The 24059-nt window shown below is 57.3% G+C and carries 22 protein-coding genes; 13 read left to right on the top strand and 9 right to left on the bottom strand.

Going from position 1 to position 24059, the window contains the following annotated elements; translation table 11 throughout:
- Positions 1–70: 70 nt before the first annotated feature.
- Positions 71–1915: a methyl-accepting chemotaxis protein gene (locus EDC28_RS10665; RefSeq protein WP_170164094.1), complete on the bottom strand. Its 1845-nt coding sequence runs from the start codon at positions 1913–1915 to the stop codon at positions 71–73.
- Positions 1916–2335: 420 nt separating this feature from the next.
- Between EDC28_RS10665 and EDC28_RS10660 the strand changes: the two genes are divergently transcribed.
- Positions 2336–3166: a L,D-transpeptidase family protein gene (locus tag EDC28_RS10660; RefSeq protein WP_244946576.1), complete on the top strand. Its 831-nt coding sequence runs from the start codon at positions 2336–2338 to the stop codon at positions 3164–3166.
- 37 nt (positions 3167–3203) lie between these two features.
- Here EDC28_RS10660 and EDC28_RS10655 read toward each other — a convergent pair whose 3' ends face one another.
- Together EDC28_RS10655 and EDC28_RS20145 are read right to left on the bottom strand one after the other, a co-directional pair.
- Positions 3204–3467, bottom strand: a complete 264-nt coding sequence (locus EDC28_RS10655; RefSeq protein WP_050658400.1) for an Lpp/OprI family alanine-zipper lipoprotein — start codon at positions 3465–3467, stop codon at positions 3204–3206.
- A 111-nt stretch (positions 3468–3578) separates the two neighbouring features.
- Complete coding sequence (locus EDC28_RS20145) at positions 3579–3743, bottom strand: hypothetical protein (protein WP_157052901.1); 165 nt, start codon at positions 3741–3743, stop codon at positions 3579–3581.
- A gap of 569 nt (positions 3744–4312) precedes the next feature.
- On the opposite strand from EDC28_RS20145, the gene EDC28_RS10650 reads away from it, so the two are divergent.
- Positions 4313–5329 carry an alpha/beta hydrolase gene (locus EDC28_RS10650; protein WP_123421589.1) on the top strand — a complete coding sequence of 339 codons (1017 nt, stop codon included), beginning with the start codon at positions 4313–4315 and terminating at the stop codon, positions 5327–5329.
- A gap of 38 nt (positions 5330–5367) precedes the next feature.
- Here the strand turns inward: EDC28_RS10650 and EDC28_RS10645 are convergent, their stop codons facing one another.
- Positions 5368–5928 (bottom strand): TetR/AcrR family transcriptional regulator, encoded by a 561-nt coding sequence (locus EDC28_RS10645; RefSeq protein WP_123421588.1) that lies wholly within the window; start codon positions 5926–5928, stop codon positions 5368–5370.
- A 486-nt stretch (positions 5929–6414) separates the two neighbouring features.
- Between EDC28_RS10645 and EDC28_RS10640 the strand changes: the two genes are divergently transcribed.
- From EDC28_RS10640 to EDC28_RS10590, 10 genes are all read left to right on the top strand, one after another.
- Positions 6415–7800, top strand: coding sequence for a PAS domain-containing sensor histidine kinase (locus tag EDC28_RS10640; RefSeq protein ID WP_244946575.1), 1386 nt, complete (start codon positions 6415–6417; stop codon positions 7798–7800).
- Positions 7793–8428, top strand: a complete 636-nt coding sequence (locus EDC28_RS10635; protein WP_123421586.1) for a response regulator transcription factor — start codon at positions 7793–7795, stop codon at positions 8426–8428. Before EDC28_RS10640 ends, EDC28_RS10635 begins: the two co-directional genes overlap by 8 nt.
- A 105-nt stretch (positions 8429–8533) precedes the next feature.
- Entirely contained in the window at positions 8534–8902 is a 369-nt protein-coding gene (locus tag EDC28_RS10630; RefSeq protein WP_050658395.1) for a response regulator transcription factor, read from the top strand.
- Positions 8903–9685: 783 nt separating this feature from the next.
- A complete protein-coding gene (locus EDC28_RS10620) occupies positions 9686–12439 on the top strand; it encodes a bifunctional diguanylate cyclase/phosphodiesterase (RefSeq protein WP_123421584.1) in 2754 nt (917 codons plus the stop codon).
- Positions 12440–12484: 45 nt separating this feature from the next.
- Positions 12485–12919 (top strand): hypothetical protein, encoded by a 435-nt coding sequence (locus EDC28_RS10615; protein WP_123421583.1) that lies wholly within the window; start codon positions 12485–12487, stop codon positions 12917–12919.
- A gap of 102 nt (positions 12920–13021) precedes the next feature.
- Positions 13022–13966 (top strand): GlxA family transcriptional regulator, encoded by a 945-nt coding sequence (locus EDC28_RS10610; protein ID WP_050658391.1) that lies wholly within the window; start codon positions 13022–13024, stop codon positions 13964–13966.
- 135 nt (positions 13967–14101) lie between these two features.
- Positions 14102–14392 (top strand): putative quinol monooxygenase, encoded by a 291-nt coding sequence (locus EDC28_RS10605; protein WP_123421582.1) that lies wholly within the window; start codon positions 14102–14104, stop codon positions 14390–14392.
- A gap of 86 nt (positions 14393–14478) precedes the next feature.
- Positions 14479–15387: an AraC family transcriptional regulator gene (locus EDC28_RS10600; protein WP_123421581.1), complete on the top strand. Its 909-nt coding sequence runs from the start codon at positions 14479–14481 to the stop codon at positions 15385–15387.
- A 74-nt stretch (positions 15388–15461) separates the two neighbouring features.
- Positions 15462–16871, top strand: a complete 1410-nt coding sequence (locus tag EDC28_RS10595) for an aldehyde dehydrogenase family protein (RefSeq protein ID WP_123421580.1) — start codon at positions 15462–15464, stop codon at positions 16869–16871.
- A gap of 116 nt (positions 16872–16987) precedes the next feature.
- Positions 16988–17263 (top strand): Rdx family protein, encoded by a 276-nt coding sequence (locus tag EDC28_RS10590; RefSeq protein WP_050658387.1) that lies wholly within the window; start codon positions 16988–16990, stop codon positions 17261–17263.
- A gap of 23 nt (positions 17264–17286) precedes the next feature.
- On the opposite strand, the gene zigA is transcribed toward EDC28_RS10590, so the two are convergent.
- From zigA to EDC28_RS10570, 4 genes are all read right to left on the bottom strand, one after another.
- Entirely contained in the window at positions 17287–18489 is a 1203-nt protein-coding gene (gene zigA, locus EDC28_RS10585; protein WP_123421579.1) for a zinc metallochaperone GTPase ZigA, read from the bottom strand.
- Between the two features lie 114 nt (positions 18490–18603).
- Positions 18604–19497, bottom strand: a complete 894-nt coding sequence (locus EDC28_RS10580; RefSeq protein WP_123421578.1) for an SDR family oxidoreductase — start codon at positions 19495–19497, stop codon at positions 18604–18606.
- Positions 19498–19506: 9 nt separating this feature from the next.
- Positions 19507–20022, bottom strand: a complete 516-nt coding sequence (locus tag EDC28_RS10575) for a hypothetical protein (protein ID WP_123421577.1) — start codon at positions 20020–20022, stop codon at positions 19507–19509.
- Positions 20023–20024: 2 nt separating this feature from the next.
- Positions 20025–20762, bottom strand: coding sequence for an SDR family oxidoreductase (locus tag EDC28_RS10570; protein WP_050658383.1), 738 nt, complete (start codon positions 20760–20762; stop codon positions 20025–20027).
- Positions 20763–20873: 111 nt separating this feature from the next.
- On the opposite strand from EDC28_RS10570, the gene EDC28_RS10565 reads away from it, so the two are divergent.
- Entirely contained in the window at positions 20874–21764 is an 891-nt protein-coding gene (locus EDC28_RS10565; protein WP_123421576.1) for a LysR family transcriptional regulator, read from the top strand.
- Positions 21765–21796: 32 nt separating this feature from the next.
- Here the strand turns inward: EDC28_RS10565 and EDC28_RS10560 are convergent, their stop codons facing one another.
- Positions 21797–23953 carry a TonB-dependent siderophore receptor gene (locus tag EDC28_RS10560; protein WP_123421575.1) on the bottom strand — a complete coding sequence of 719 codons (2157 nt, stop codon included), beginning with the start codon at positions 23951–23953 and terminating at the stop codon, positions 21797–21799.
- Positions 23954–24059 lie beyond the last annotated feature (106 nt).

Raw genomic sequence — 24059 nt, 5'->3', positions numbered from 1 at the left:
TCAGTACGGTAAAAGGGGGATTTAGCTCGGAAAAAGCTGAATAGGGCCGGCAAAGCCGGCCCTGACAAGGTTAATGGGTGCGGTAATTGCCGACCAAGCGCTCCAACTGCTCGGCATAGCCATTCAACTGGTTGGCATGGCTAAGGGTTTTTTCCGACAGTTCCCGATTTTTATTGGAACCGTCCGCCAGCGACACCAGGGTTTTGTTGATGTCTTCGGCAACGATTTGCTGCTCGTGAGCAGAAGCGGCGATGTCGGTGTTAAACCTGTTGATGTTAGATACCGCCGCCAGGATGGCGCTGAGGTTCTCGGCAAGCTCGGCCACCGCATCGGCGTTGTCGGTAGCACTGGCGCTGCTGAGCTCTATCACGGCGCTGGCTTGGGCGGCATTGCCCTGCAGGGTGGCAATCATTTGGTGAATTTCTTCGGTAGAGGTTTGGGTGCGGCTGGCCAGTGAGCGTACCTCGTCCGCGACCACCGCAAAACCTCGGCCTTGCTCACCTGCCCGGGCCGCCTCAATGGCCGCATTAAGGGCCAACAGGTTGGTCTGCTCGGCAATATGCTGGATAACCTCCAGTACTTTACCGATGGCGTCACTGGCTTTACTCAACTCGGTGATCACCGCCTTGGCATCCCCCAGCTCCTCTGCCTGTTTACCGATGGCAGATTGAGTGCGGGCCAGCATTTTTTGCCCTTCGCTACCCTGCTGGTCGGTCTCGCGGGTGAAACCGGCTGTATCTTCGATGCGGTTAGCCACCTCGGCAATGGATTGGCTCATCTGCTCAATAGCAGCGGCCACCATGTCGGTATCCTTGACCTGCTCACCTTGGGCCCGGTCGGACTCTTCAGCCAAAGCAGACATGGACTTGGCAGACTCGGTCAAGGTGCACGCCATTTGCTTGACTTGGCTGACCGTCTCGTGAACCTGGTCGAGCAGCTTGTCAAAACCGCGGGACATCACTGCCAATTCGTCATTGCCGGTAGCATTGAGGCGCAGGGTCAAATCGCCGTCACCGTCGGTAATGGCCTGCAGGCGGCTGTTTACGCCATTAAGAGGGGCCGTCACCATCTGGCGTAGCAATATCAGCAGCACCGCCATCAAGATGGCACCACCAACCACAACACAGCCCAGCAACCACAGGCTTTTTTGCCAGATAATGTCGCTGACTTCGCGGTTATCCAGGCCGGTAACAATCTTGTAGCCCCAAGGGGTGAAGTCGGTCTTGGCCAGGGTCCAATGGGATGCGTCCCCGGACAAGGCCTTGGCGATTGTGGCGTCATCTTGGCTGGTGGAGTGAAAACGTATCCGGCCAAGGTTGTCCTGAAGGGCAACAAAGCCATTTGTCATAACCCGGCTTTGCTCAACAAATCGCTGCAATACCGCCATATCGGCCTTGTAACCGACGTACCAGATACCAATCACTTGCCCGGCACCATCACGCATGGGCTCATAGCCGGTGAGGTAGGGCGAGCCCAGAATATCCACCTGGCCGTAAAAAGGCTGGCCCTGGCGAATAGCAGCCATGGCAGCGCCGGAAGGCGCCAGCACAGTGCCGGTGGCTCGCTGGCCCTCTTTTTTGACATTGGTAGAGACGCGGACAAAATCGTTACCGGATTTGACGAACAAGGTCGCAGTGCCGCCCATTTTCTCGGTCAGGCTGTCCACCAATTGGTATTGGTTGGCTTGGCTTTGGCTACCCAGCAGCAGGTCGGGCACTGCACGGCCCATCACTGTTACTTCGCTGCCAAGCGCGGGCGTTCCCAGTTGCAAGCCCATGGTTTTTAATACCGACATGGAGCTGTGAACCTGCGCCAGCATCAGTTGGTTGGTCACACTGAGAATGCGATGAGTCTGCTCAGCTGCCTGGCTGGCCTGTTGATTGGCTGCATCAAGGGTCTCCTGGCGTGTACTCATGACACTGGCAACACTCAATACAACAACAAAAACGACAAGGAGGGACAAAATGGCGAGAGAGAACTTACGGGCGATCGTCATACTGGCTCCGACATGTTGATAATGGCTTATCGACATCCCGCCGATAAATACGCATTGGTTAGTAGGATTCCCTCCCGGGCGGTACTTTGCCGCCAAATTTGACACTGGGTTAAAGACCAAGCAAAAGTGTCAAGTATTCTATCCCACACAGGGCATTTAGCGCCTCTATTTTTGTACAAATGCTAACCAGCTCGCATCCAGACAGGCCGGCATTCAGCAATCGTCTTACTAAACAGGATAAGATGAACAACAGTGCCATCCGCCATTGGGGACGCCATGCGTTTTTTGATAGCCCTGCTGTTCGTGACTACCCTTCCTGCTTTTTGTGCGGTCTTTCCCATGCCTGCTGCAAATCAGGCGATACTTGGAAAGCCCAGTACCTATATCGTCAAACACGGCGATTCCTTTGAGAAAATCGCCCGGCGCTTTGGCGTAGGCCCTTTGAACATCATCGAAGCCAATCCGGGGTTGGACCCTCTGCTGCCCCCTCCCGGTACCCGAATCACCTTGCCTACCGCGCTATTGGTACCCAACGTCGAGCGCAAAGGGATAGTGATCAACCTTGCCGAACTCCGTCTTTACTACTTCGACAACAGTGCGAAAAAACTTTATGTTTTTCCGGTAGGTATTGGTCGTATCGGCCTGGATACGCCCCTTGGTGTGACCAAGATCGTACAAAAAGAGAAAAACCCCACCTGGACCCCAACCCAAGGCACCCGCGACCGCTTCGCCGCCGAAGGTAAAACCCTGCCCGATGTGGTACCCGCAGGGCCAGACAATCCGTTGGGCCTGTTTGCCATGCGCCTGGGTTTTGGCCATGGCGAATATCTCATTCATGGCACTAATCAAGATGTCGGAATTGGTATGAGGGTCAGCGCCGGTTGTATCCGCCTTGAGCCCAAGGACATCGAAAGCCTTTTTGCCATGGTGCCAGCTGGCACCCAGGTCAGGATCATCAACGAGCCGGTAAAAACGGCCAAAGAGCCCGATGGCCGCTTCTACATGGAAGTGCACAAGCCGCTGTCCCGCACCGGGCAAGACACCCAAGTATTGACCCTGTCACGCACCCAGCAACGGCAGTTGAGTGAGAAAACCATAGACGACAGTAAGGTACGCGAAGCACTGCGATTGCAACCAGGGGTACCGCAATTGGTGGGATGGTTGAACTAAAAAGAGGTATTAAAAAAGGCGCCAGCGGCGCCTTTTTTTATTTTTTGTAGTAGGTCGAAGACATATTGTCGATGCGCTGGTTGGCCCGTTTGGCCTCCATGCTGGCCTGTTCGGCGGCAGCTTTGGCATCTTGTACTTCCTGCTTCAGCATCGCCTGATCGGAGGCAATCTTATCTACCTTCGAACTCAGCTGGTCGAGCTTGTTGGACAACATCTCACTTTGGCTGCTGGTGTTGCTGGAGCAGCCAAAAAGTGCGGTAGATGCCACAACCAGGGCAGCCAAAGTCAATGTACGCTTCATATCCACTCCTTTTTCTTTAGGTGACAATCATTTATCGCTGAGTTTAGATTCGCTGGCTAGAGTTTGGCATAAAAATAAAAATCTGCTTCAGCTTCGTTGTCACCCAACCACCTAGCGCTCCAGGGGGCCGTAGTCTCTGTCCCTTGAAGGGCAAAAGTCATGAATTTCATTTGAAAAATCAGGAAGTTCATCTTCGACTCGCTGGTCCTTCAATGGCTGCTGCTCCGCTAAAACCAAGGGCTTGGGCAGTTTCTTCTTCACGTTTTTCTCGTTCATCTTTCGCCTCCTTGTGCTCGGTGGTCATAAAGCTTTAGTTCATCGACAAGGTCAATGGCAAGCACATTTTTTCACCAAAAAGAGCAAGTTGTTCTTGCACAAGAAAATCTCTTTTTACGCTGCCCCCAATAGCCTTGGGTACGAAACAGTCCGCCGCCTGCCGCAAGCCACGGTGCATGGCGCTTCTCAAAAAAACAGCTCGCCGGTCGTATCGGCAAGCTTGGCTAACGGGCGCCCTCAGGCGAAAAGATTAAAAACACATATTTATCAAAAGGATAAGTTTTTTCGACTCAAATCCTTATCGCGTCACCATTAACAGACGTTTTACCTCTCCCCCCTTACCAAGGCCGAGCCATTCCACGATACTGATTCGTATTAAATTTTAAAGCTTAATAAAAACAATGACTCACCATGACGAAACGATCATGGAGACAACCTGGTGGTAAAGGCGGCTCAGCCGCTTGTGAAAAAGCGATAGCACCTATCGGCGCTTTAAGTTATCGCGATAATGATTATTGCGATAACTTAATCCTCGTTCTCGAAACCAAACCACTTAAGAGGAAAATATCATGAAAGGCATTACCAAAATTCTTGCTGCTTCTGCTCTGGCCCTCACTGTAAACAGTGCCTTTGCTGCCGCCACCGACACGCACACTGAACGCCACGTTGCCGCATTCCTTAAAGCACTGAACAGTAGCGGTGGTAAACCGATGCAGGAGCTGACTCCTAAAGAGGCCCGCGCCGTGTTGACCGGTGCTCAAAAAGGCGCTGAGCTGCCTCCTGCCGATGTCACCACCAAGGTCATTCACACCAACGGTAAAGACATCAAACTGGTGATTGTGCGCCCCCAAGGCAGCACCGGTGACTTGCCTGCCTTCATGTTCTTCCACGGCGGTGGCTGGATCCTGGGCGACTACCCCACTCACGAACGGTTGATCCGTGACCTGGTTGTCCGCTCCGGCGACGTCGCTGTCTACGTTGACTACACCCCGTCACCGGAAGCTCATTACCCTGTTGCCATCAATCAGGCTTATGACGCCACTAAATGGGTTGCAGAACACGGTAAAGAGATCGGTGTTGACGGCAGCAAGCTGGCCGTTGCCGGTAACAGCGTCGGTGGCAACATGGCAGCCGTTGTCAGCCTGATGGCCAAAGACAAAGGCACCCCTCATATCCGCTTCCAGCTGCTGCTGTGGCCGGTAACCGATGCCAACTTTGATACCGGTTCTTATAAGAAGTATGCCGAGGGTTACTTCCTGACCCGCCCGATGATGAAATGGTTCTGGGATGCCTATACCACCAACCCCAAAGACCGCGCCCAGATCTACGCTTCACCGCTGCGCGCCAGCATCAAAGAACTCAAAGGCTTGCCGCCGGCCCTTATTCAAACCGCAGAAGAAGATGTGCTGCGTGATGAAGGCGAAGCCTACGGCCGTAAGCTCAACGCTGCCGGTGTAGATGTCACTTCCGTTCGCTACAACGGACTCATCCACGACTTCGGCCTGCTCAATGCCCTGGCTGACGTACCGGCAGTAGAAGCCGCCCTCGACCAAGCTGGCACCGCGCTCAAAGAGCACTTGAAATAACAGCGCCGCTAAAAAGGCCCCACCAGGGGCCTTTTTTACTATTTACTTTGCAAGATACTGCCAATCGCCTGTTGGCAAATATATTCGGCGAGCTGCTCATCAGCGACCGCCCTCGATAGCGACAAGGCCCCAACCAAAATACAAAGCCAAACCGTCGCATTGTTTTTCTGTTCTTGCTCAGTTCCCCCTGGCGCGCAGGAGGCCAGCAGCGTCATCAGGTTACTCACGCCACTGTTAAAAAGCCCTTTTACCGCCGGTTGTTGGCGAGAGATATCGGCGTTTAAGGCCGCCAGCATGCATCCTTGCTGCGGCGTGTCGCGGTGATCGGGGGAAAGGTAGTAATTGACCAGCGACGGTAGCCCCTGTTTGGCCAGCAGTTGCCATTGAAGGTCGTTTTCTTCCAGCATCAACTGCAAAGACTGGATGACCAGTTGCTGCTTCGATTCAAAGTGGCCGTAAAAGCCGCCTCGCGTCAGCCCGGCCGACTGCATCAGGGCATTGACACTGACCCCGTCAAACCCCCATTGGCGAAACAGCTGCGAGGCACTCTCCAAAACCCGCTCGTGGTTGGCCTGAGCTTCAGCCCGCGTGACTTTCATAATCGATTCCTTGTTTTATTTGTCCTGCCGGAACCTCGGCCACTCCTAGCCAAGTTAATATGCCCCAGCGGGGCTGCATTATGTATTTTGTCGCTTGCCTTCCGGCTAATCCCTGTACAAAGGTAACGGAGAATCGAGCGCAGGTTGGAAATACTCTGTTATCAAGAGCGTGTAAATAACGGTGATTAACCTATTGTCTGAATTTGTATAAGTTAAAGCCTTAAGGAAAAACCGTAGCTATCGCACTTAATTAGCGCCATTAGTAGTTTTCAATAGCCTTAAAATACTACGCATAATTAACGTTATTAACGTTACAATCTCCTGTGGTCTAGCAGAGTATGCGGATATGCATTGCAAAGCAGTCATATTTCATCAAACATAGATGACACTTGACATGTTCCCTTTTAGGAATTTATTTAGTCCTCCCATGCCATGATAAATAAATATCCTTTTGCCACATTGTTGTCTTCAGGGGTTAGCCACGTATTGCTGAAGGCACTGATATTGCTGGCTACACTGGCTATTTTCATTATTGATACCCTGACATACTTGGATATTGCCGTTGCCGTACTTTATGTGGTGGTGATCCTGATGGGCATTAGACTGTTTAGCCAAAAAGGCCTGTTGCTGATGTCCATCGCCTCCATCGTGCTGACCGTCTTTGCCTTTTTCCTATCCCACGGTATCGATTTCGAGTCATCCGCCTTTGCTCGCTGCCTGGTCAGCCTGGCCGCCATTTGCATCACCTCGGCCTTGGCCATGGGTAACAAAAGTTTCCAAGACGCCCTCAAACGCCAGGTACAAATACTTGGCCAGACTCACGACGCCATCGTCCTGACCGACCTACAAGACAAGATTGAGCTGTGGAACCCTGGCGCCACCAGCCTTTACGGCTGGCACTTTGACGAGGTAAAGGGGCGCAGCAGCGACGACATACTGGCGACCCAATATCCCTCTAGCCGCGCCGAAGCCAAAGAATGGCTGACCAGCCACGACCAGTGGGAGGGGGAGCTCACCCAAATCGGTAAAGACGGGCAACCGGTTATCGTCTCTAGCCGCTGGTCTCTTATCCGAGATAACCAGGGCCACCCCACTCGCATTCTTATCACCAACAACGATGTTACCGACCACAAACAGGCCGACGCCGCCCTGCATCAAGCACAAACCGAGTTGGCGCACGCCGCCAGGCTCAGCACCCTGGGTGAACTGGCCGCCTCTTTTAGCCACGAGATAAACCAGCCGCTGGCCTCCATCACCACCACCGGTGAAGCCTCTTTGCGCTGGCTAAAGCGCGATCCGCCCGATCTTGTTGAAGTCAGCGATTGCATGAACCGCATCATTAACGAGGCGCGCCGGGCCAGTGAAGTGATCAAACGCATACGTAACCTAGCCCGCAAGACCGAGCAGGTTCACGCCCCCTTGGATCTGCAGGATGTGGTCAAGGAATCACTTGCCTTGGTTGAGCGCGAACTCAAAGCCGAGAGGGTCATCGTCAAAACCCAGCTCAAGGCCACGCCGGTGATGGGCGACTACATTCAGTTACAGCAGGTTGTGATTAACCTGCTGCTTAACGCTATTCAGGCACTGGCCAGCACCGAGCAGCGTTACCGGCAAATATCCATCGTACTGAGCGACGCCAACCCGGCGGTTTGCACCGTCAATGACAACGGCCCCGGCTTATCGCAAGAGGTGGCTGGCAACATGTTCAAGGCCTTTGTCACCACCAAGGCCACCGGCATGGGTATGGGATTGTCGATTTGCCGCTCCATCATCGATATGCATGGCGGCGCCATCAAAGCGCAAAACCGCGAAGAAGGCGGGGCCAGCGTGGAATTCACGCTCCCCCGGTTAGAGGAAGTAAGCAGTGATTAAAGCCAGCACCAACACCGATGGCACTCAGGTTTTTATTGTTGACGATGAGCAAAGCGTCCGCGACTCGTTAAGCAGCTTGTTGCGCTCTGTAGGGCTGGTTGTCAAAGCCTGTTCGTCTACGGCCGAGTTTCTGAGCTTTGAGATGCCCAAAAACCCCTGCTGCCTTATTTTGGACGTGCGGCTGCAATGTGCCAGCGGCCTGGATTTTCAGCGCCAATTGGCCGACCAGGGCATTATGGTGCCCATCATCATGATCACCGGCTTTGGCGATATCGCCATGTCGGTGCGGGCCATGAAAGCCGGCGCCGTGGATTTTCTGGCTAAACCTTTTCGTGACCAGGACTTGCTAGATGCGGTGATGGCCGCCTTAGACAAAGATCAAAATCGCCGTTCCAGTGAGCTGGAAAGCGTTGACGTTCAGCAACGCTTTGACACCCTCACCCCTCGTGAGCAGGAGGTGATGCAGCTGGCAGTATCCGGGTTGATGAATAAACAAATCGCCGGTGAGCTTTCCCTGAGCCTGATTACGGTAAAAGTGCATCGCGGCAACGCGATGAAAAAAATGAAGGCAAAGACCTTCGCTGAGCTGGTCAGAATGGCCGAGTCGCTCAAAAAATCAGCAGAATAAGCAAAATCTTTTTTATACCTCAGTATGATGTTGCTCTGGTGTTGATTGCGCTATCGTGTAGCAGTCGGTTTATCCCGGCCTTTCTCACTAGACAGGTATGCCGTTTTGTCGACCCCATCGTTAGTTGCAATCGTTGATGACGAAGCCCCGATAAGGGCTGCGTTAAATAGCTTGGTAAGAGTGCTGGGATACCAGGCTGTGGAATTTGATTGCGCCGAAGCTTTCCTTGCCTCTGCAGCTTATAGCCACAGTCAGTGCCAATGCCTTATCGTCGATGTGCAAATGCCGGGCATGAGTGGCCTGGAACTGCTGGATAAGTTAAAAAACGAAGCAAACCCGCTGCCCGTCATCATTATCTCGGCGCATTTTGAGAGCAAAACAAAGCAAAAGCCGGACGGCGCCCTTTGCATGCTCAGCAAGCCTTTTTCTGCCGAACAAATGATTGCCTGCCTCGACGAGGCCTTAAGCGCCTAACCCCGTTGTCGTCTCTTTAAGCTAACCAAGGGCCCGCATTTGGGCCCTTGGTTTTAGCACGTATTGTCTTTGCACAGCGAAGGTATCACTCCCCAAACGGGGCGAATTTCAGATAAAAAAACTGGCCATTCAGGCCAGTTGTCGCTTAAATTTTCGCCGAAGCGACCAGTGCGGGGGATAAAGGAATAGCGCCCAGAGGTTGCGAGTCAATACCAAAGAGAAAAAACAACCTCATACATCGTTATTACCAAGCCGCTTCTTTGCAGATAAAAAATATCCGCCAGATGCGCATTTAGATTACCGGGCAGCTGCTTAAATTCCATCCATACCTTGGCGCGCTAACATTCATATAAAAGTATGGGCAACCTATACCTTGGTTTGTATTTACGTTTGTCTGGCCTTTGGCCGTCTGAAATCCGTCATTGATGACCGCTATCCATACTTAGGTATAAGAGGTTCAAACCAAGGCGCAACGCCAATCCAGCCTAGGTAGAAGTGTTTTACTCGCCAGCCTTTTCTAGGATCACCCATAACGGAAATCCGTAACGCGATTTCGTCCTTTAAGGTGCTCCTCGGAGGCAATGGCAATGCAACAGGACAACATCAAATCCAGGCAGCGGCCTAAAGTGGGATTTAAAAAGATCCCTGTTGTCTACGCCATGCTCTGGGAGCCTGGTTTTGGCCCTCATCTGCTGATCCTCAAAGCGCCATCCCCCAAAGTCCAGCCCCGGCACAGCTTTCAACGCCACGGGCTGCAAATGGTGAAAACGCGGAGTAACAGCCATGAGTGATGACAGCGATTTCACCCTGCTGACCACCCCGCCGAACCCTTACAAAAAACTTTGGCTTGGCTTTAGCGCCATATTGGTAGTGCTGCTGGCAGGCTTTCTGGTCGCCTCTTATCTGCAGACCAAACGCCACACCGAAGCTGAGCTGCAAAACCTGAGCCTGGCACTGGAATCGCAGCTCGACCAAGGGCTTATCGAGCCAGTCAGGGTCGATTTAGACCGTATCGCCAACCTGTTACCGCCCTCTTTCTTCGCTCAAGGCCACCAACTGGCGGCGGACAAAAAACACCTGATCCAACTGGCCGAACAAATGTCCTTCAGCCGTTACTTTGATGTGCTGAACGATCAGGGGCAGGTGATCTTTCGCTCCCAACCGGCTAACGACATCCCCAGCATCGACAAGCTCTATTCCCCGGCCCTTTTCTTTCGCAAACTGCTCAGCTCTACCAGCACCGCCCAAGCCATCGTTATAGAGCCAGACCGGGTAAATCAGGTGCTGCACCTAGCGGTGCCGGTCTATGGCAAAGACAAAACCTTCCCCGAAGGCTGGGTCGCCACCAGCTTGTCGTTAAAAGCCATTACCGCACTCTTTGCCCAGTTGGATATCGGTAAAGATGGCGAGATCTTGCTGCGCCAGCAAAACAGCGGCGACATCCTGCTGCGCCGCCCTGCCCTGCCGGATATCTACCGCCAGTACCCTACAGTGCAGGCCGACCAAAAACTGATCCATGACGGCAGTGACGGCCTTACCACCATGCCGTCGGTTGTGGACGACCAAAGCCGCCTGTACAGCTACCGCACCCTGCCTAATCTGCCGTTGGTGCTGGAGGTTGGCCTTTCCAGCCGCGATTACCTGGCCCAGTGGCAGGCCTATGCCCTGCTCGCCTGCGCCCTTTGCGCCATTTTATTCCTGGTACAACACTGGCTGAGCCGCAAATTGCTGATAACCAAACAGCGGGAATGGCAAGCGGTGGAACGCTTTCAAAGTAGCGAAGCACGGGTCAATTACCTGCTCAATGCCGTTGGTCACCCGATCTTTGTGATAGACGACCAAGGCCACTGTACCTACTGCAACCTGGCCGGCGCGGCCCTATTCGGCTTTGAAAACCCCGAGGCCCTGCTCGACAGCCGCATCGACAGCCACTTTATCGACCAGCGCGGTTTTCCCGACCAACTCAGCGAGCAAGTGCTGGCTGCGGTGGGGAAAGGCGAGTATTTCCACTGCGAAGACTGCGCCTTTATCAATGTCGACGGCAAAGTGGTACCGGTGGAAGTCCGGGCTTACCCCAATACCCAGCAGGCGGATGGCGCCATCCTTACCCTGCAGGACATCTCCGAGCGCCGCCAAAGCGAAGAGCGCATCGCCTTTATGGCTTACCACGACCCGCTGACCGGCCTGCCCAACCGCTGGCAGCTAGGTGAACAGTTCGACAAGGTGGTGAACGACGCCAATCAGCGTGGCGAAATGGCGGTGCTGCTGTATTTCGACCTCGACGGTTTTAAAACCATCAACGACACCCTGGGCCACGAAGTGGGCGACAGGGTATTGCAGGAAGTGGCCAGTCGCCTGAGCAGCATGCGCCCGCGCCTGAGCGTGGTGGCCCGCCTCGGCGGCGATGAATACCTGGCCCTGGCCCGGGTGCCAGACATCTTCATGCTGCGCGACCTGCTGGACGCCATCTTGGAACATTTTGTCAGCCCGGTGATGGACGGCGATGTCCGCCTGGGCGTGACCCCTTCCATTGGCGTGGCCATGTACCCCGAGCACGGCAAGGATTACGACACCTTGCTCAAAGCCGCCGACATGGCCCTTTATGCCGCCAAGGCCGCCGGGCGTAACACTTACGCTTATTACTCGGCCGAGATGGGAGAAGACGGCCTGCGCCGCCTGCAAATTCAAACCGAGCTGCGCCAGGCCTTTGAAAACAACGAACTCACCCTCTACTACCAACCGCAGTTTGACGTTCAGAGCGGCCATATTGTCAGCGCCGAGGCCTTGCTGCGCTGGGAACACCCGGTGGCCGGCGCCATCTCCCCTACCGAGTTCATCCCGGCCGCGGAAGAGTGTGGCATGATAATCCCCATCAGCCGCTGGGTGTTCAGTGAAGCCTGCAAGCAGGCGGTTATCTGGCAGCGCCAGGGCCTTGGCCGCATCGTTATCGGTGTCAACTGCTCCGGGGTGCATTTCAAGCAAGGCGACCTGGTGGCTGACGTGAAAGCAGCCCTGGACCAATCCGGGCTCGACCCGGCGCTGTTAGAACTGGAGCTGACCGAGTCCATGCTGATTGAGAGCTCCCAGCGAGTCACCCAGATCATCGACCAGCTCAAAGCGCTGGGGGTGCAGTTGTCCATCGACGATTTTGGCACCGGCTATTCCAACCTCGCCTACCTCAAGCGCTTTGCCGTCAGCAAACTCAAAATCGACCGCTCTTTTGTCCAGGGGCTGCATGTCACCAAAGACAACGACGCCATCGTGCGCGCCATTATCAACCTAGCCCACAGCTTTAATCTCAAGGTTATCGCCGAAGGGGTTGAGTCGGTCGAAGAGCTGCGCCTGTTGCAACAATACCAATGCGACATTCTCCAGGGCTTTCATTTCTCCCGCCCGTTAAAGCCGCAGCAATTTATTGAATTTGTTGAGAAACATCTAAATGTCCGCCCGGAGCCTCAAGCCACACCGGCAAGGCCCAGGAATCTTTATACCCTGCACCGCCCAAGGCGTGTCCAGCCGTTACCGGCATCGTCTTGAGCCAGCGTAACGCGGCCTAACCCATCAGCCCCAAGGAGCCTTGTGATGACCAACGCCAATGTGCTCAAACCCAGGTTAAAAGGCGCGGCCAGCCTTATCGGCCATGGCCTGGCGATGCCGCTGGTGGGCATTAGCCGGCTGGGGTTACTGGTCTGTGGCCTGGCACTGGTGGATATCGCCCTGCTGGCACTCTTTGTAACCAGCCTGCTGGGGGTATTTGCCCTGCCGCTAGTGGGGCTGCTGAGCCGCCCACGCCGGGGCCGGATGGGCAGAACAATGGCAAGGCAGCTGCGCACCGCAGCCGCCACCTTGACCGCCGCACTGCTGGTTGGCGGCCTGTTTCTCACCAATGCACTGGCCGGGGCCCTATACCCCAGCGGGCGCGGTTCATTGGCGGCGCGGCGCTCAGGCATGTGCCTGGTGCTGGCTGCCTTTTACATCTGGCTGACCCTGGTGCATCACCCCAGGGCACGCAGCTAGCCATCGCCGGGGGCTCCCGGCCAGAAACGGCTTTCATGGTCGCAACCGGCCAGAAAGTGAGGCGAAGCCCGGCAAGCCGGGCCCGGAAAAATCGAGGACGTTATGCACAAGGTCGGCTTTTTGTTGGAAGAGGGTTTTCAAGTCATGGCACTGTCTACCCAGGCGGTCTTCGAGTCCGCCAACCTCACCTTTGGAGAAAAGTTCTACCAGGTGGAAAATTACTCCATGCAAGGCGGCGATATTCGCTCTTCTCTGGGGATGGTGGTGCAAACCCGCGCCGTGGACGAACACAGCACGGCCGACACCTGGATAGTGGGCGGCGTCAACGACCCCATGGCCGCCCCGGCCAGCCAGGCCAAAAAGCGCTTTTTACAAAATGCCGCTTTTCATGCCAAGCGCATGGCCGCCATTTGCTCCGGCGCCTTTTATCTGGCTGAAGCGGGCCTCCTTGCCAACAAAACCGCCACCACCCATTGGGCCCTGGCCGGTGACATGCAGCAGCGCTTTAGCGATGTCCATATCGACGCCAACCGCATCTATGTGGCAGACGGCAATATCTGGACTTCTGCCGGCATGACCGCAGGCCTGGACCTGGCGCTGGCCATGGTCGAGCAGGACCTTGGCAGCGAAGTGGCCCGCTCTGTGGCCCACAAACTGGTGATGAGCCAAAAACGCTCCGGCGGCCAAAGCCAGCATTCCGAGAGGGTGGACCTTTCCCCCAAGTCCAGCCGCATCCAAAACGCCCTGGAATACGCCCGGCGTAACCTCAAAGGCAGCCTGACCGTTGACGACCTGGCCGCCGCCGTACACCTGAGCCCCCGCCAATTCAGCCGGGTGTTTCGCCAGGAAACCGGTCATACCCCGGCTAAGGCCGTAGAAGGTATGCGCCTGGAAGCGGCGCGCCTGTTGATTGAACAAAGCCGCCAGACCCTGGACGTGATAGCCAAAGAAACCGGCTTTCGCGACCGCCGCCATATGCGCGAAGTCTTTATCCGCGGCTTTGGCATTCCGCCACAGATCCTGCGCCAAGGGGCGCGGCTCGGCTAAGGCCAGCCCTTCACTTTCGCTTTTTGCGCGAAAGTCTTTCCCAGCGACGGGGCTTTTTGGCAAAGGCTAACCGGCGCACCCTGACACCGGCCCTCAAGCGAGGCAGCCGGTGTTTTTTAATCAGGAGAAGCAGTGATGCATGAAGAACTGGCGGTGGTTGCCACCATTGTGGCCGAGCAAGGCTTTGAAGCCGAGGTACTGGCGGCCCTTAAAGCGGTGGAACTTAAAACCCAAGACGAAGACGGTTGTCTTTACTACCACCTTTATCGCGACAGCGCAGACAGCACCCGGCTGGTGATGCTGGAGCGCTGGCGCGACCAAGCCGCCCTCGATGCCCATATCGCCGCCGCCCCCTTCCAGGCCCTGGCCCAAGCGTTAGAGGGTAAAGCGCAGCTACAAGTAACCACCTTGAGCAGGGAGCCATAAAGCGCGAATAGGCCTCGCTTTCTTAAAAATCCCAAAAGGCTATGCCATAGTGCCAGACACCGTCTATTACCAAGGAGCGCCAGAATATGGCATCGCGCTTTGCCGCCTTGGCCAAGGAAATGGCCCTGACCATTTCAAAGCCTGGGGTTATAGATAGCCCGGCCATCCCCTTCATGTCGCTGGTGCGCTTTGATGCACCAACCGCAATGCAAAGTGGCATGTTGCGCCCCTCGGTATGTATCGCCTTGCAAGGCCAGAAAGCCCTTAAGATTGGCGAGCAGAATTGTCGCTACGGCGCCGGGGAGTTTTTGATAAGCGGAGTAAAACTGCCCCTTAGCGGCCAGGTGGTTAACGCCAGCCCCGACGCTCCTTATCTGGGGCTGACCCTGCGCTTTGAAGCAGAGGATATTTTTAACCTCCTCACCCAGAGCGAGATGGCAGTACCTGACGGCAAAGAGCTAAACCCAGTCAGCTTTATCGGCCATTGCCCAGCGCCGTTGACCGACGTGATAGCACGGTTACTGGCGCAGCACCAAAGCGGCGGCGACCGCTATCTCTGCTCGCTGCTTCGAAACGAGTGCCTCTACTACTTGCTGCAAAGCACTAACGGTCAGGCCTTGGCCCGCACCTTACTAAAAGGCCGCGAGCAAGGGTTAAACCGGGCCCTCAGCTGGCTTAACCAACATTTTGCCGAACCGCTGAAGGTGGAAGAGCTGGCCAGTCAGGCCGGCATGAGCGTGTCGCATTTTCATCGGCGCTTCAAAGCGGTGATGAGTCTTGGGCCGCTGCAATACCAAAAGCAGCTGCGGCTCATCGAAGCGCGCCGCCAGCTGATGACCGGCAAAGCCGAGGCGGCCAGTGTTGCCTTTGCCGTGGGTTATGAAAGCCCGTCGCAATTTAGCCGCGAGTACCGGCGTCTGTTCGGCCTGCCTCCAATGCAGGATATGCAGCATTGGCAAAATCACATTGAGCAGGATCAGGCAATCAACGGGTAGTATCCTGCTACCTCTTGGCAAAGCTGCCTCATAAGCTGGCAGGGCAATCCAGCCCACCGTTTATGAGGCGCACCATGTTCAGTATCGACACCCACTATATCAACGGCCGTCAGGTAGCAGCATCGGGCAAGGAATGGCTGACTCTCGACGATCCGGCAACAGGGCAACCCACAACCCGGCTGCGGCTAGGCACTGGCGACGAGCTTAACCAGGCAGTGGCCGCTGCCAAAGCAGTCCTACCCATGGCCCGTTACAGCCAGCTAGAAGAACGGGCCACCTGGCTCGAGCGCCTGGCCGCCGCCGTCGACCGGCACCTGGAGGAGATGATTGACGTCACCGTCGCCGAATACGGCGGCCCCATCACCGGTGTGCGTCAACGTATCGGCTATGCCAGTGCCGCCATTCGCAGCAACATCGACACCCTGCGCCGCTTTGCCTTTACCGAACGCCGCGGCCAGGCCGAGGTGCAATACCTAGGCCTGGGGGTTGCAGGCCTTATCACCCCCTGGAACTCCAGCATCGGTTTTATCTGCTCAAAACTGGCCACGGCCCTCGCTGCCGGCTGCCCGGTGGTGGTCAAACCCAGTGAGCTGAGCGCCCGCCAAAACCAGCTGATCGCGCAAGTCATCGACGAAGCGCAACTGCCGGCCGGCCTGTTCAACATGGTGCAAGGCACAGGGGAAACCGTCGGCAAGGCACTGGTTGCCCACCCCGACATTGCCAAGATCTCCTTTACCGGCTCTACCGGCACCGGCCGCTATATCCAGCGCGAAGGAGCCGCTACCTTAAAGCGGGTTACTCTGGAGCTGGGCGGCAAGTCCCCTAATATCCTGCTGCCGGACGCCGATTTCGAGGCCGCCCTGCCCCTGGCCCTAGCCATTGCCTTTAATAACAGTGGCCAGGCCTGTCTAGCCGGTACCCGCCTGCTGGTACCCAGAGAGCGGCTGGCCGAAGCCGAGCACGGCCTTGTCAAAGCCCTGGCCCAATACCCGGTCGGTAACCCCAGCGATCCGGCGGTGTATATCGGCCCCATGGTCAGCGCCGTTCAATACCGGCGGGTGCAAGGCTACATTGCCCGCGGCATCGACAGCGGTGCCCGCCTGGTGGCCGGTGGCCTTGGCAACCCCGAAGGGCTGGAAGCCGGCTACTTCGTGCGCCCCACCATCTTCAGCAATGTCAGCAACGACATGGTGATCGCCCGCGACGAAATATTCGGCCCGGTGCTGAGTGTGCTGCCTTATGACAGCGTCGAAGAAGCGGTCGCCATCGCCAACGACACCGACTACGGCCTGCACGCCTATGTCAGCGGCGGCGAGCCCCAGGCACGGGAAGTGGCCAACCGGCTGCTGGCCGGCCGGGTCTGCATCAACGGCCTGAGCCACGAGCCCCAGGCGCCCTTTGGCGGCTTCGGCCAGTCCGGTATCGGCCGCGAGTTCGGGGTTGAGGGGCTGCGCGCCTACATGGAGCCAAGGGTGCTGCTGTAACGGCGCTCATCAAAAAAGGAGGCTAAATGCCTCCTTTTTTATTGCCCCCATCCCGGCCCGCGCCTTACCTACCGCCCGCCAAGCTGCTATAAAGCCGCTTTTAGCCGGGAGCCGCCATGAGCAAAGCCACCCTCGACATCTACTACTGCCGCCAATGCAACTGGATGCTGCGCGCCGCCTGGATGGCCCAGGAACTGCTGAGCACCTTCAGCGAAGACATCGCCAGCCTGGCTCTGCACCCAGACACCGGCGGGCGCTTTGAAATTCACTGTAACGGCCAATTGATTTGGGAGCGAAAACGCGACGGCGGCTTCCCCGAAGCCAAGGTGCTCAAGCAAAAGGTGCGCGATGTGATAGCCCCAGAGCGGGATATGGGCCATATCGACAAGTAAACGCCGCCCGCGGGCGGCATTTTTTATTCCCAGGCCGGGAAGGGGTCGCTCAGGGTCTGCCAGTATTCGCGCCCGGCCAGCAGGCTTTCGTCATCCAGCAGGCAGTTATCGAGGGCCGAGCGAATGGCGGCCTCATCGAGGTTTTGGCCGATAAACACCAGCTCCTGGCGCATGTCGCCAAAGGGCTCTTGCCAGTGCTCGTTGATAAAGGCCAGGGAGTCTTCATCGGTGGGCCAGCTGTCTTTTGGCACCGCCTTCCAAAAAAGGCCGGCAAAGCCGTATTGGGCCACGCCGCCGGCCTGGCTCCATTGCCCGGCAAATTGCGGGCGGGTGGCAAGCCAAAAATAACCTTTGGAGCGGATCAGGCGGCCGGCAAAATCGCTGTGGTGCAGGAAATTGAAAAACCGCTCGGGGTCAAAGGGCCGCCGGGCCCGGTACACAAAACTGCTGATGCCGTATTCTTCGGTTTCCGGAATGTGCTCGCCGCGCAGCTCCTTTAGCCAGCCCGGCGCCTGGGCCGCCTTATCAAAGCTAAACAGCCCGGTGCCCAGTACCTCGTCGAGCGCCACATTGCCTTGGCTTATCGGCACCATTTTCGCTTCACTGTTGAGGCCTCGCAGTACCCCTTTGAGTTCTTCAAGCCGCGCTTGGCTGACCAGGTCGGTTTTGCTGATCAGCAGCACATCGCAAAACTCCACCTGATCGGTGAGCAAGTCGGCCACGTTACGCTGGTCTTCTTCGCCCAGGCTCTCCCCTGCCTCTTTGAGGCTGCGGCCCTTTTCAAATTCATCCAAAAAGTTGACCGCATCCACCACCGTGACCAGGGTGTCGAGACGGGCCACATCAGAGAGGCTCACCCCGTCTTCGTCGGCAAAGGTGAAGGTCTCGGCCACTGGCAGCGGCTCGGAGATGCCGGTGGACTCAATTACCAGGTAATCAAAGCGGCCCTCTTTGGCCAGACGCGTCACTTCCAGCAGCAAGTCTTCACGCAAGGTGCAGCAGATGCAGCCGTTACTCATCTCCACCAGCTTTTCTTCGCTGCGGTTGAGGGTCACTTCCTGGTTGACCAGGGCCGCGTCGATGTTCACTTCGCTCATGTCGTTGACGATCACCGCCACTTTGAGGCCATGGCGGTGGTTGAGAATGTGGTTGAGCACCGTGGTTTTACCGGCGCCCAAAAAGCCGGACAGCACCGTGACCGGCAGGCGTGTATCGGGAAGGGTCATCAATCAGCCTTGTTATAACATCACAAAATCAAGGTTGTTATAACATAGCAAATTGCATTTGCACCAGCGCCCCAAAAAAAAAGCCAATAAGGCGGCGCGGGGCCGCCGTTGGTTTCAGCGTTTGGGGCTCAGCAGATCGGTTAACTTCATGGCCTGGTAAATCTCGCGGCGCACGCGGTCGGCCACCATATTCACCACTTCGGCGCCGTCTTCGCTTGGGTCGACATGCACCCGAAAGGGCCGGCTGCCATGGGGCATCCCCACTACTTCCACCAATTTGCGCGCCACCTCGGCCGGGTCGGCATCGGCTGGCTCCAAAGCCGCCAGGCCGCTAAGTGCCTGCTCCGCTACGCCACGGTATGGGCCTTGCAGATAGGCCGCTTCTACCTCGGCATCGGCCGGTTTCCCGGAATGGGCAAAGTGGTTGGTGCCCTTGGTAAAGGCGCCGGGCACCATGATGGTGCTCTCGATGCCAAAGCGGCTCAGCTCGGCGGCGTAGGAGACCGCCAGGGCGTCCATGGCCGCCTTGGCGGCAAAATAAGGGGCCAAGAACGGCGGGGTGCCGCCCCGGGTGGAAGACGAGCCCACCCACAGCACCAGCCCTTTACCCTGGCGGCGAAGGTACGGCAGGGCAGCGCGGTTTAGGCGCTGGGTGCCAAGCACGTTGACATCATACTGGGCCGCCAACTGCTCGGGAGTGAAGGCCTCGGCCGGCCCGAACACCATATGGCCGGCGTTATGGACAATAACGTCCAGCCGCCCGCTCTCGGCCAATACCTGCTGCACCGCCTGTGCTACCGACTCTTCATCCTGCACGTCCAGCTCGACTGTGCGAAGGTCCTGGCCATGCTCGGCTGACCAGTCCGCCAGCTCAGACGCCAGAGCGGCGTTGCGGCCATGAAGCTGGCGCATGGAGGCATAAACGGTGTGGCCGGCTTCGGCCAGGGCTTTGGCGCTCATCAGGCCAAAACCTGAAGAGGCGCCGGTGATCAAAATGACCTGTGACATGGTTGGCTCCTAGCGGCCCTCAAGGGCCGTATCAAAAAGAAGGGTGTAAAAATCGCGCCCAGCCTGCAACTGGCCCTCAAAGGCAAAGCCGCTTGCCAGCATCGCGTTCATATCGCTTGCCAAAATGCGCATCACGTAGCTGCCGGTGGTGGTGATAAGGGCGCAATCCTGGCCTTTGGCCAGCGCCGGGTTAAACCACTTGCCGGGGGCGCCATGGCCGCTGGGGTAATGGCGCTCACCGCAAACCAGCTCCCAACCACCGTCCAGCAGCACCCAGTAGTCAGGGGCGCTGGTGCTGCGGGCAATAACCGCCCCGGCCTCGGCCCGCCACTCGGCGCTGTGCTCAATCACCCAGCGCAGCTGGTGGGTGCTAAGGGCCGTGAAAAACGGCGTGTGGCGCAGCAAGTGCAGGTAAGTGGTGGAAGGGGTCATGGTCTTTTTCCCGTCGGCGTCCAAGGCGGTTGCCCCCTGGCAGGCGCCAAGGGCCAGGCCCAGTAGCAGCGCCAGGGGCTTAAAGGGCGTCATGCTCAGGCCACGCCGCCGTTGGCGCGCAGCACCTGGCCATTCACCCAGCCGCCATCGGGGCCGGCCAAAAAGGCCACCACGGCGGCGATATCCTCGGGCTGGCCCAGGCGTTCGAGCGGCGGCATCTTGGCAAACTGGTCAATCAGCTCATCGCTTTTCCCTTCGAGGAACAGCTCGGTTGCCACCGGGCCAGGCGCCACTGCATTGACGGTGATGGCGCGGCCACGCAGCTCTTTGGCAAACACCTGGGTGAAGGCTTCCACCGCAGCTTTGGTGCCGTTATAGATGGCGTAACCGGGCATTTTCAGCGCCAAGGTGGTGCTGGAGAGGTTGATGATGCGCCCGCCGTCGTTAAGGCGCGTTTGCGCCTCGCGCAGGGTGTTGAACACCCCCTGGGTATTGATGGCGAAGTACTGCTGGTAGAGGGCGTCAGACACCTGGGCCAGGGGCTGGACCTTCAAGATACCGGCGTTGTTGACCAGCACATCCACCTTGCCAAGGTGCTGCTCAACAGCGCTGAACATGGCACTGACCTCACCGGCGTCGGCCACGTTGGCCTGCACGGCAAACGCCTTGTGGCCCTGAGCTTCAAGGCTTGCCACCAGCGCCTTGGCAGCGTCAGCGCCGCTGGCGTAGTTGATGGCAACGGCAAAGCCGTCTTTGGCCAGGCGAGTGGCGATACTGGCACCAATGCCACGGGAGCTGCCGGTAACCAGCGCGACTTTTTGTTGAGTAGACATAACCTTTTCCTCTCGTGTTGTTTGACGAGAAAGAGGTTATGCCTTTCACCTGCGAAGATAATTACCCTATATTTGCCATCATAATTCCATTTACTTTAACGATTAGGCGCCATGGATCGATTCCAGGAAATGCAGGTGTTTGTGCGCATCGCCCAAAGCGGCAGCTTCTCCAAGGCCAGCGAGGATTTGCTTATCCCAAGGGCGACGGTGTCCAACCTCATCAAGCGCCTTGAGGGGCGGCTGGGAGTACGGCTTTTGGAGCGCACCACCCGACAGGTGCGGCTCACCCAAGAAGGCAAAGGCTATTACCGGCGGGCCATGCGCATCCTAGCCGACCTCGAAGAAGCCGACACCGCCTTTCGCGGCGCCCCGCCCAAGGGGCTGCTGCGGGTCAACCTGCAAGGCACCCTGGCCAAGTTTTTCGTGCTGCCGGCCCTTGGTGACTTTGTGGCCCGTTATCCCGATATCACCTTGCAGCTGGGCGAAGATGACCGCCTGGTGGACCTGGTGCGCGAAGGCATAGACTGCGTGCTGCGCGCCGGCCCCTTGCGAGATTCCTCCCTGGTGGCCAAGCCCCTGGCCCAGATGCGCCAGGTTACGGTAGCAAGCCCAGGTTACCTGGCCCGTTTTGGCACGCCGAGGGGCCTTGAAGACTTGGCCGGGCACCAGGCGGTGGCCTATATCGCCAGCACCACCGGCGTGGACGCCAGCCTCGATTTCACCGTCGATGGCGAGCTTAACAACATCAATTTGGACGCGGTGGTGTCGGTAAACGGCGCCGACATGTACACCGGCGCCGCCTTGGGCGGCCTGGGGCTTATTCAAGTGCCGCGCTATCGCATCGAGCGTGAGCTTCAACAAGGCGCGTTGGTAGAAGTGCTGGCCGCCTTTGCCCCACCGGCCATGCCGGTGTCGGCGCTGTACCCGCAAAACCGCCAGCTCTCGCCCAGGGTGAGGGTGTTTGTCGATTGGCTGGCCGAGCGCTTTAGCCAGGCCCAGTGACCAAAACGCCAGCCCGAGGGCTGGCGTTTTCTTTAGAAGTGATAACTCACCCCCAGGGTAACATCCCGTGGCTTGCCGTAGCGGTAGAAGCTGTAGGCCGGGGTGCTGGCGGTCATGTAGTTGTAGTAGGTCTTGTCAAACAGGTTATCGACATTGAGCTGCAAACTGAGGTTATCGGCCAGCTCATAGCGGGCCATCAGGTTGACCAGCGCATAGGCGCCCTGCTCCAGGCGAAGGTCGGTGCCCTGGGAGTAACTCTCGCTTTGCCAGTTCACCCCGCCGCCAACCGTCAGCGCCGGTAGCGCGTCGACAAAGCGGTAGGTGGTAAAGAGTTTGAGCTGCTTGCGGGGGCTGGTGGTGGCCACCCTGGCGCCGCTGGCGTCTTCGGCATGAAACTGCGAGTAACCGGCCGAAAGGTTCCAACCCTCTACCGGCTGGCCCACCACTTCCACTTCAAAGCCCTTGCTTTCGGTGCCCTTGGCGCCGTAGTAAGCACTGCTTTGCTGGGCGTTGCCTTCAAAGGTGGGGTCGAGGGTGGCGAGGTTGTCCTGATCGGTCTTAAAGAGCGCCAGCGAGGTGTGCAGGCGGTCATTCAAGAAGGTGCTTTTCAGGCCCAGCTCATAGCTTTTACCGGTAACGGGGTCTAGGTATTGGCCGCTGGCGTCCTTGTAATTCTGGGGATTGAAGATCTCTGTATAGCTGGCATAAAGGCGGTGCTGCTTGGTCAGATCGTACAGCGCGCCAGCATAAGGAATGAACTCGCCATCATCGCCAAAATCGGTAACGGTACCGTAGCTGATACCGCTTCGCTTCCAACTGGACACCCGGCCACCGGCAATGAGCTTGAAGCTGTCGGTGACCGACAGCCGGGTGGCGGCAAACAGCCCTTTTTGACGGGTTTGAAGATCTTGGGCCCGCACGCCCTGGCTCTGCCATTGCGGCTCGGCAAGGCTGCCCCACTCGTAGAAGTTAGGCACCGGCACGCTGTCGTAGCCGCCGCTCATGTCGCCGCCTATGGGGTCGAAGGTATCGGCAGTGGCATCCTGGCTGCTGTAGAGGCCGCCCAACACAAACTCATGCTGGCGCGAGAACAGGCTGTAATCCCCTTTGAACTGCAGGTCGAAGCTGTCTTGGTTACTTTCCCCTTCACTGCGATAACGCTGGGCACCGAGGCCGGTGCCGGTGTTTTGGTCCAACAGGCCGGAGACATACAACAGCTTGGTTTTGCTGGTGTATTCCATGCGGTTGTAGTTGGCCACCAATTGCCAGCCGTTGCCAAAGCTGTGGTTGAGGTTGGCAAAGTAGTTCTTGTTGGTGGTTTCCCAGCGGTTCCAGCCGGTAGCGGTGGTTTTGGAGCGGCTCCAATGGGTTGGTGTGCCGTCGGCAAAAAAGGCCGGCAGCGCGCCCCAGGTGGCGCCTTTAGGGTCGCTGTGCTGATAGCTGGCGCCAAGGCGCAGCAGGGTGTCGGCGCTAAGGTCGGTATCCACCACGCCGTAAAGCACCTGCTTGCGGTCTTGATAGTTGTCCCAGTAGGAATCGCCGTCCACCACCTTGGCCACCAACCGGCCCCGCACCGAGCCACTGGCATTGAGCTTGTTGGCTACATCGGCAGTCACCCGCTTGGTGTCCCAGCGCCCGACTGCTACGTCCAGATAGCCGGTAAGATTGGTGCTGTCGGCATGCTTTCGCACCAGGTTGATGGAGGCTGACGGGTCACCGGCGCCGGTCAGCAAACCGGTGGCGCCGCGCACAAACTCCACCCGCTCGTAAAGCGACACGTCAGCCATGGTTTCCCCGGCATCCCCTGCCAGGCTCCACGACAGCGGCACGCCGTCAATCTGGTAGTTGGTTATCTCAAAACCCCGGGCCTGGAAGCTGTTACGCACGTTGTCGTACTGCTGGGCCGAGAGGCCGGTAGCGTTAAGCACGGTATCCAGTACGGTATTGAGGTTCTGATCGCGGATGCGGTCTTTGGTGATCACCGTTACCGACTGCGGGGTCTCGCGAAGGGTCAGCCCGAGGCCGGTGGCGGTGTCTATTACTTCGCTGACGGTGTAATTGCCGGTAACGGTGATTTTCTCGACATCGGCATTTTTATCCGCTTCTTGCTCGGCGATAGCCTGGGGGCTTAGTAGGCCGGCAATCACGGCGGCCAGCGGCAACATCTTGAAGGTGGGCGATGGGTTCATAACGGCTCTCCCTGTTTAATTGCAGGGAAGGCTAACGGTTATGATAACCATTATCAATTAACAAAACGTTCAGGCGACGGGATCCAAAGATGATCCGTCGCCTTTG

The organism is Gallaecimonas pentaromativorans (genome assembly GCF_003751625.1).
Classification (GTDB): Bacteria; Pseudomonadota; Gammaproteobacteria; order Enterobacterales; family Gallaecimonadaceae; genus Gallaecimonas; species Gallaecimonas pentaromativorans.
This window is presented reverse-complemented; position numbering and strand designations above follow the sequence as displayed.

Coding starts and splice junctions, on each gene's coding strand:
- zigA (WP_123421579.1), bottom strand. CDS start 18,489: ATGACCCTTCCCGATACACGCCTGCCGGTCACGGTGCTGTCCGGCTTT.
- EDC28_RS10620 (WP_123421584.1), top strand. CDS start 9,686: ATGAGTGATGACAGCGATTTCACCCTGCTGACCACCCCGCCGAACCCT.
- EDC28_RS10660 (WP_244946576.1), top strand. CDS start 2,336: ATGCCTGCTGCAAATCAGGCGATACTTGGAAAGCCCAGTACCTATATC.
- EDC28_RS10615 (WP_123421583.1), top strand. CDS start 12,485: ATGACCAACGCCAATGTGCTCAAACCCAGGTTAAAAGGCGCGGCCAGC.
- EDC28_RS10590 (WP_050658387.1), top strand. CDS start 16,988: ATGAGCAAAGCCACCCTCGACATCTACTACTGCCGCCAATGCAACTGG.
- EDC28_RS10565 (WP_123421576.1), top strand. CDS start 20,874: ATGGATCGATTCCAGGAAATGCAGGTGTTTGTGCGCATCGCCCAAAGC.
- EDC28_RS10600 (WP_123421581.1), top strand. CDS start 14,479: ATGGCATCGCGCTTTGCCGCCTTGGCCAAGGAAATGGCCCTGACCATT.
- EDC28_RS10580 (WP_123421578.1), bottom strand. CDS start 19,497: ATGTCACAGGTCATTTTGATCACCGGCGCCTCTTCAGGTTTTGGCCTG.
- EDC28_RS10655 (WP_050658400.1), bottom strand. CDS start 3,467: ATGAAGCGTACATTGACTTTGGCTGCCCTGGTTGTGGCATCTACCGCA.
- EDC28_RS20145 (WP_157052901.1), bottom strand. CDS start 3,743: ATGAACGAGAAAAACGTGAAGAAGAAACTGCCCAAGCCCTTGGTTTTA.
- EDC28_RS10650 (WP_123421589.1), top strand. CDS start 4,313: ATGAAAGGCATTACCAAAATTCTTGCTGCTTCTGCTCTGGCCCTCACT.
- EDC28_RS10645 (WP_123421588.1), bottom strand. CDS start 5,928: ATGAAAGTCACGCGGGCTGAAGCTCAGGCCAACCACGAGCGGGTTTTG.
- EDC28_RS10610 (WP_050658391.1), top strand. CDS start 13,022: ATGCACAAGGTCGGCTTTTTGTTGGAAGAGGGTTTTCAAGTCATGGCA.
- EDC28_RS10595 (WP_123421580.1), top strand. CDS start 15,462: ATGTTCAGTATCGACACCCACTATATCAACGGCCGTCAGGTAGCAGCA.
- EDC28_RS10570 (WP_050658383.1), bottom strand. CDS start 20,762: ATGTCTACTCAACAAAAAGTCGCGCTGGTTACCGGCAGCTCCCGTGGC.
- EDC28_RS10665 (WP_170164094.1), bottom strand. CDS start 1,915: ATGAGTACACGCCAGGAGACCCTTGATGCAGCCAATCAACAGGCCAGC.
- EDC28_RS10605 (WP_123421582.1), top strand. CDS start 14,102: ATGCATGAAGAACTGGCGGTGGTTGCCACCATTGTGGCCGAGCAAGGC.
- EDC28_RS10575 (WP_123421577.1), bottom strand. CDS start 20,022: ATGACGCCCTTTAAGCCCCTGGCGCTGCTACTGGGCCTGGCCCTTGGC.
- EDC28_RS10560 (WP_123421575.1), bottom strand. CDS start 23,953: ATGAACCCATCGCCCACCTTCAAGATGTTGCCGCTGGCCGCCGTGATT.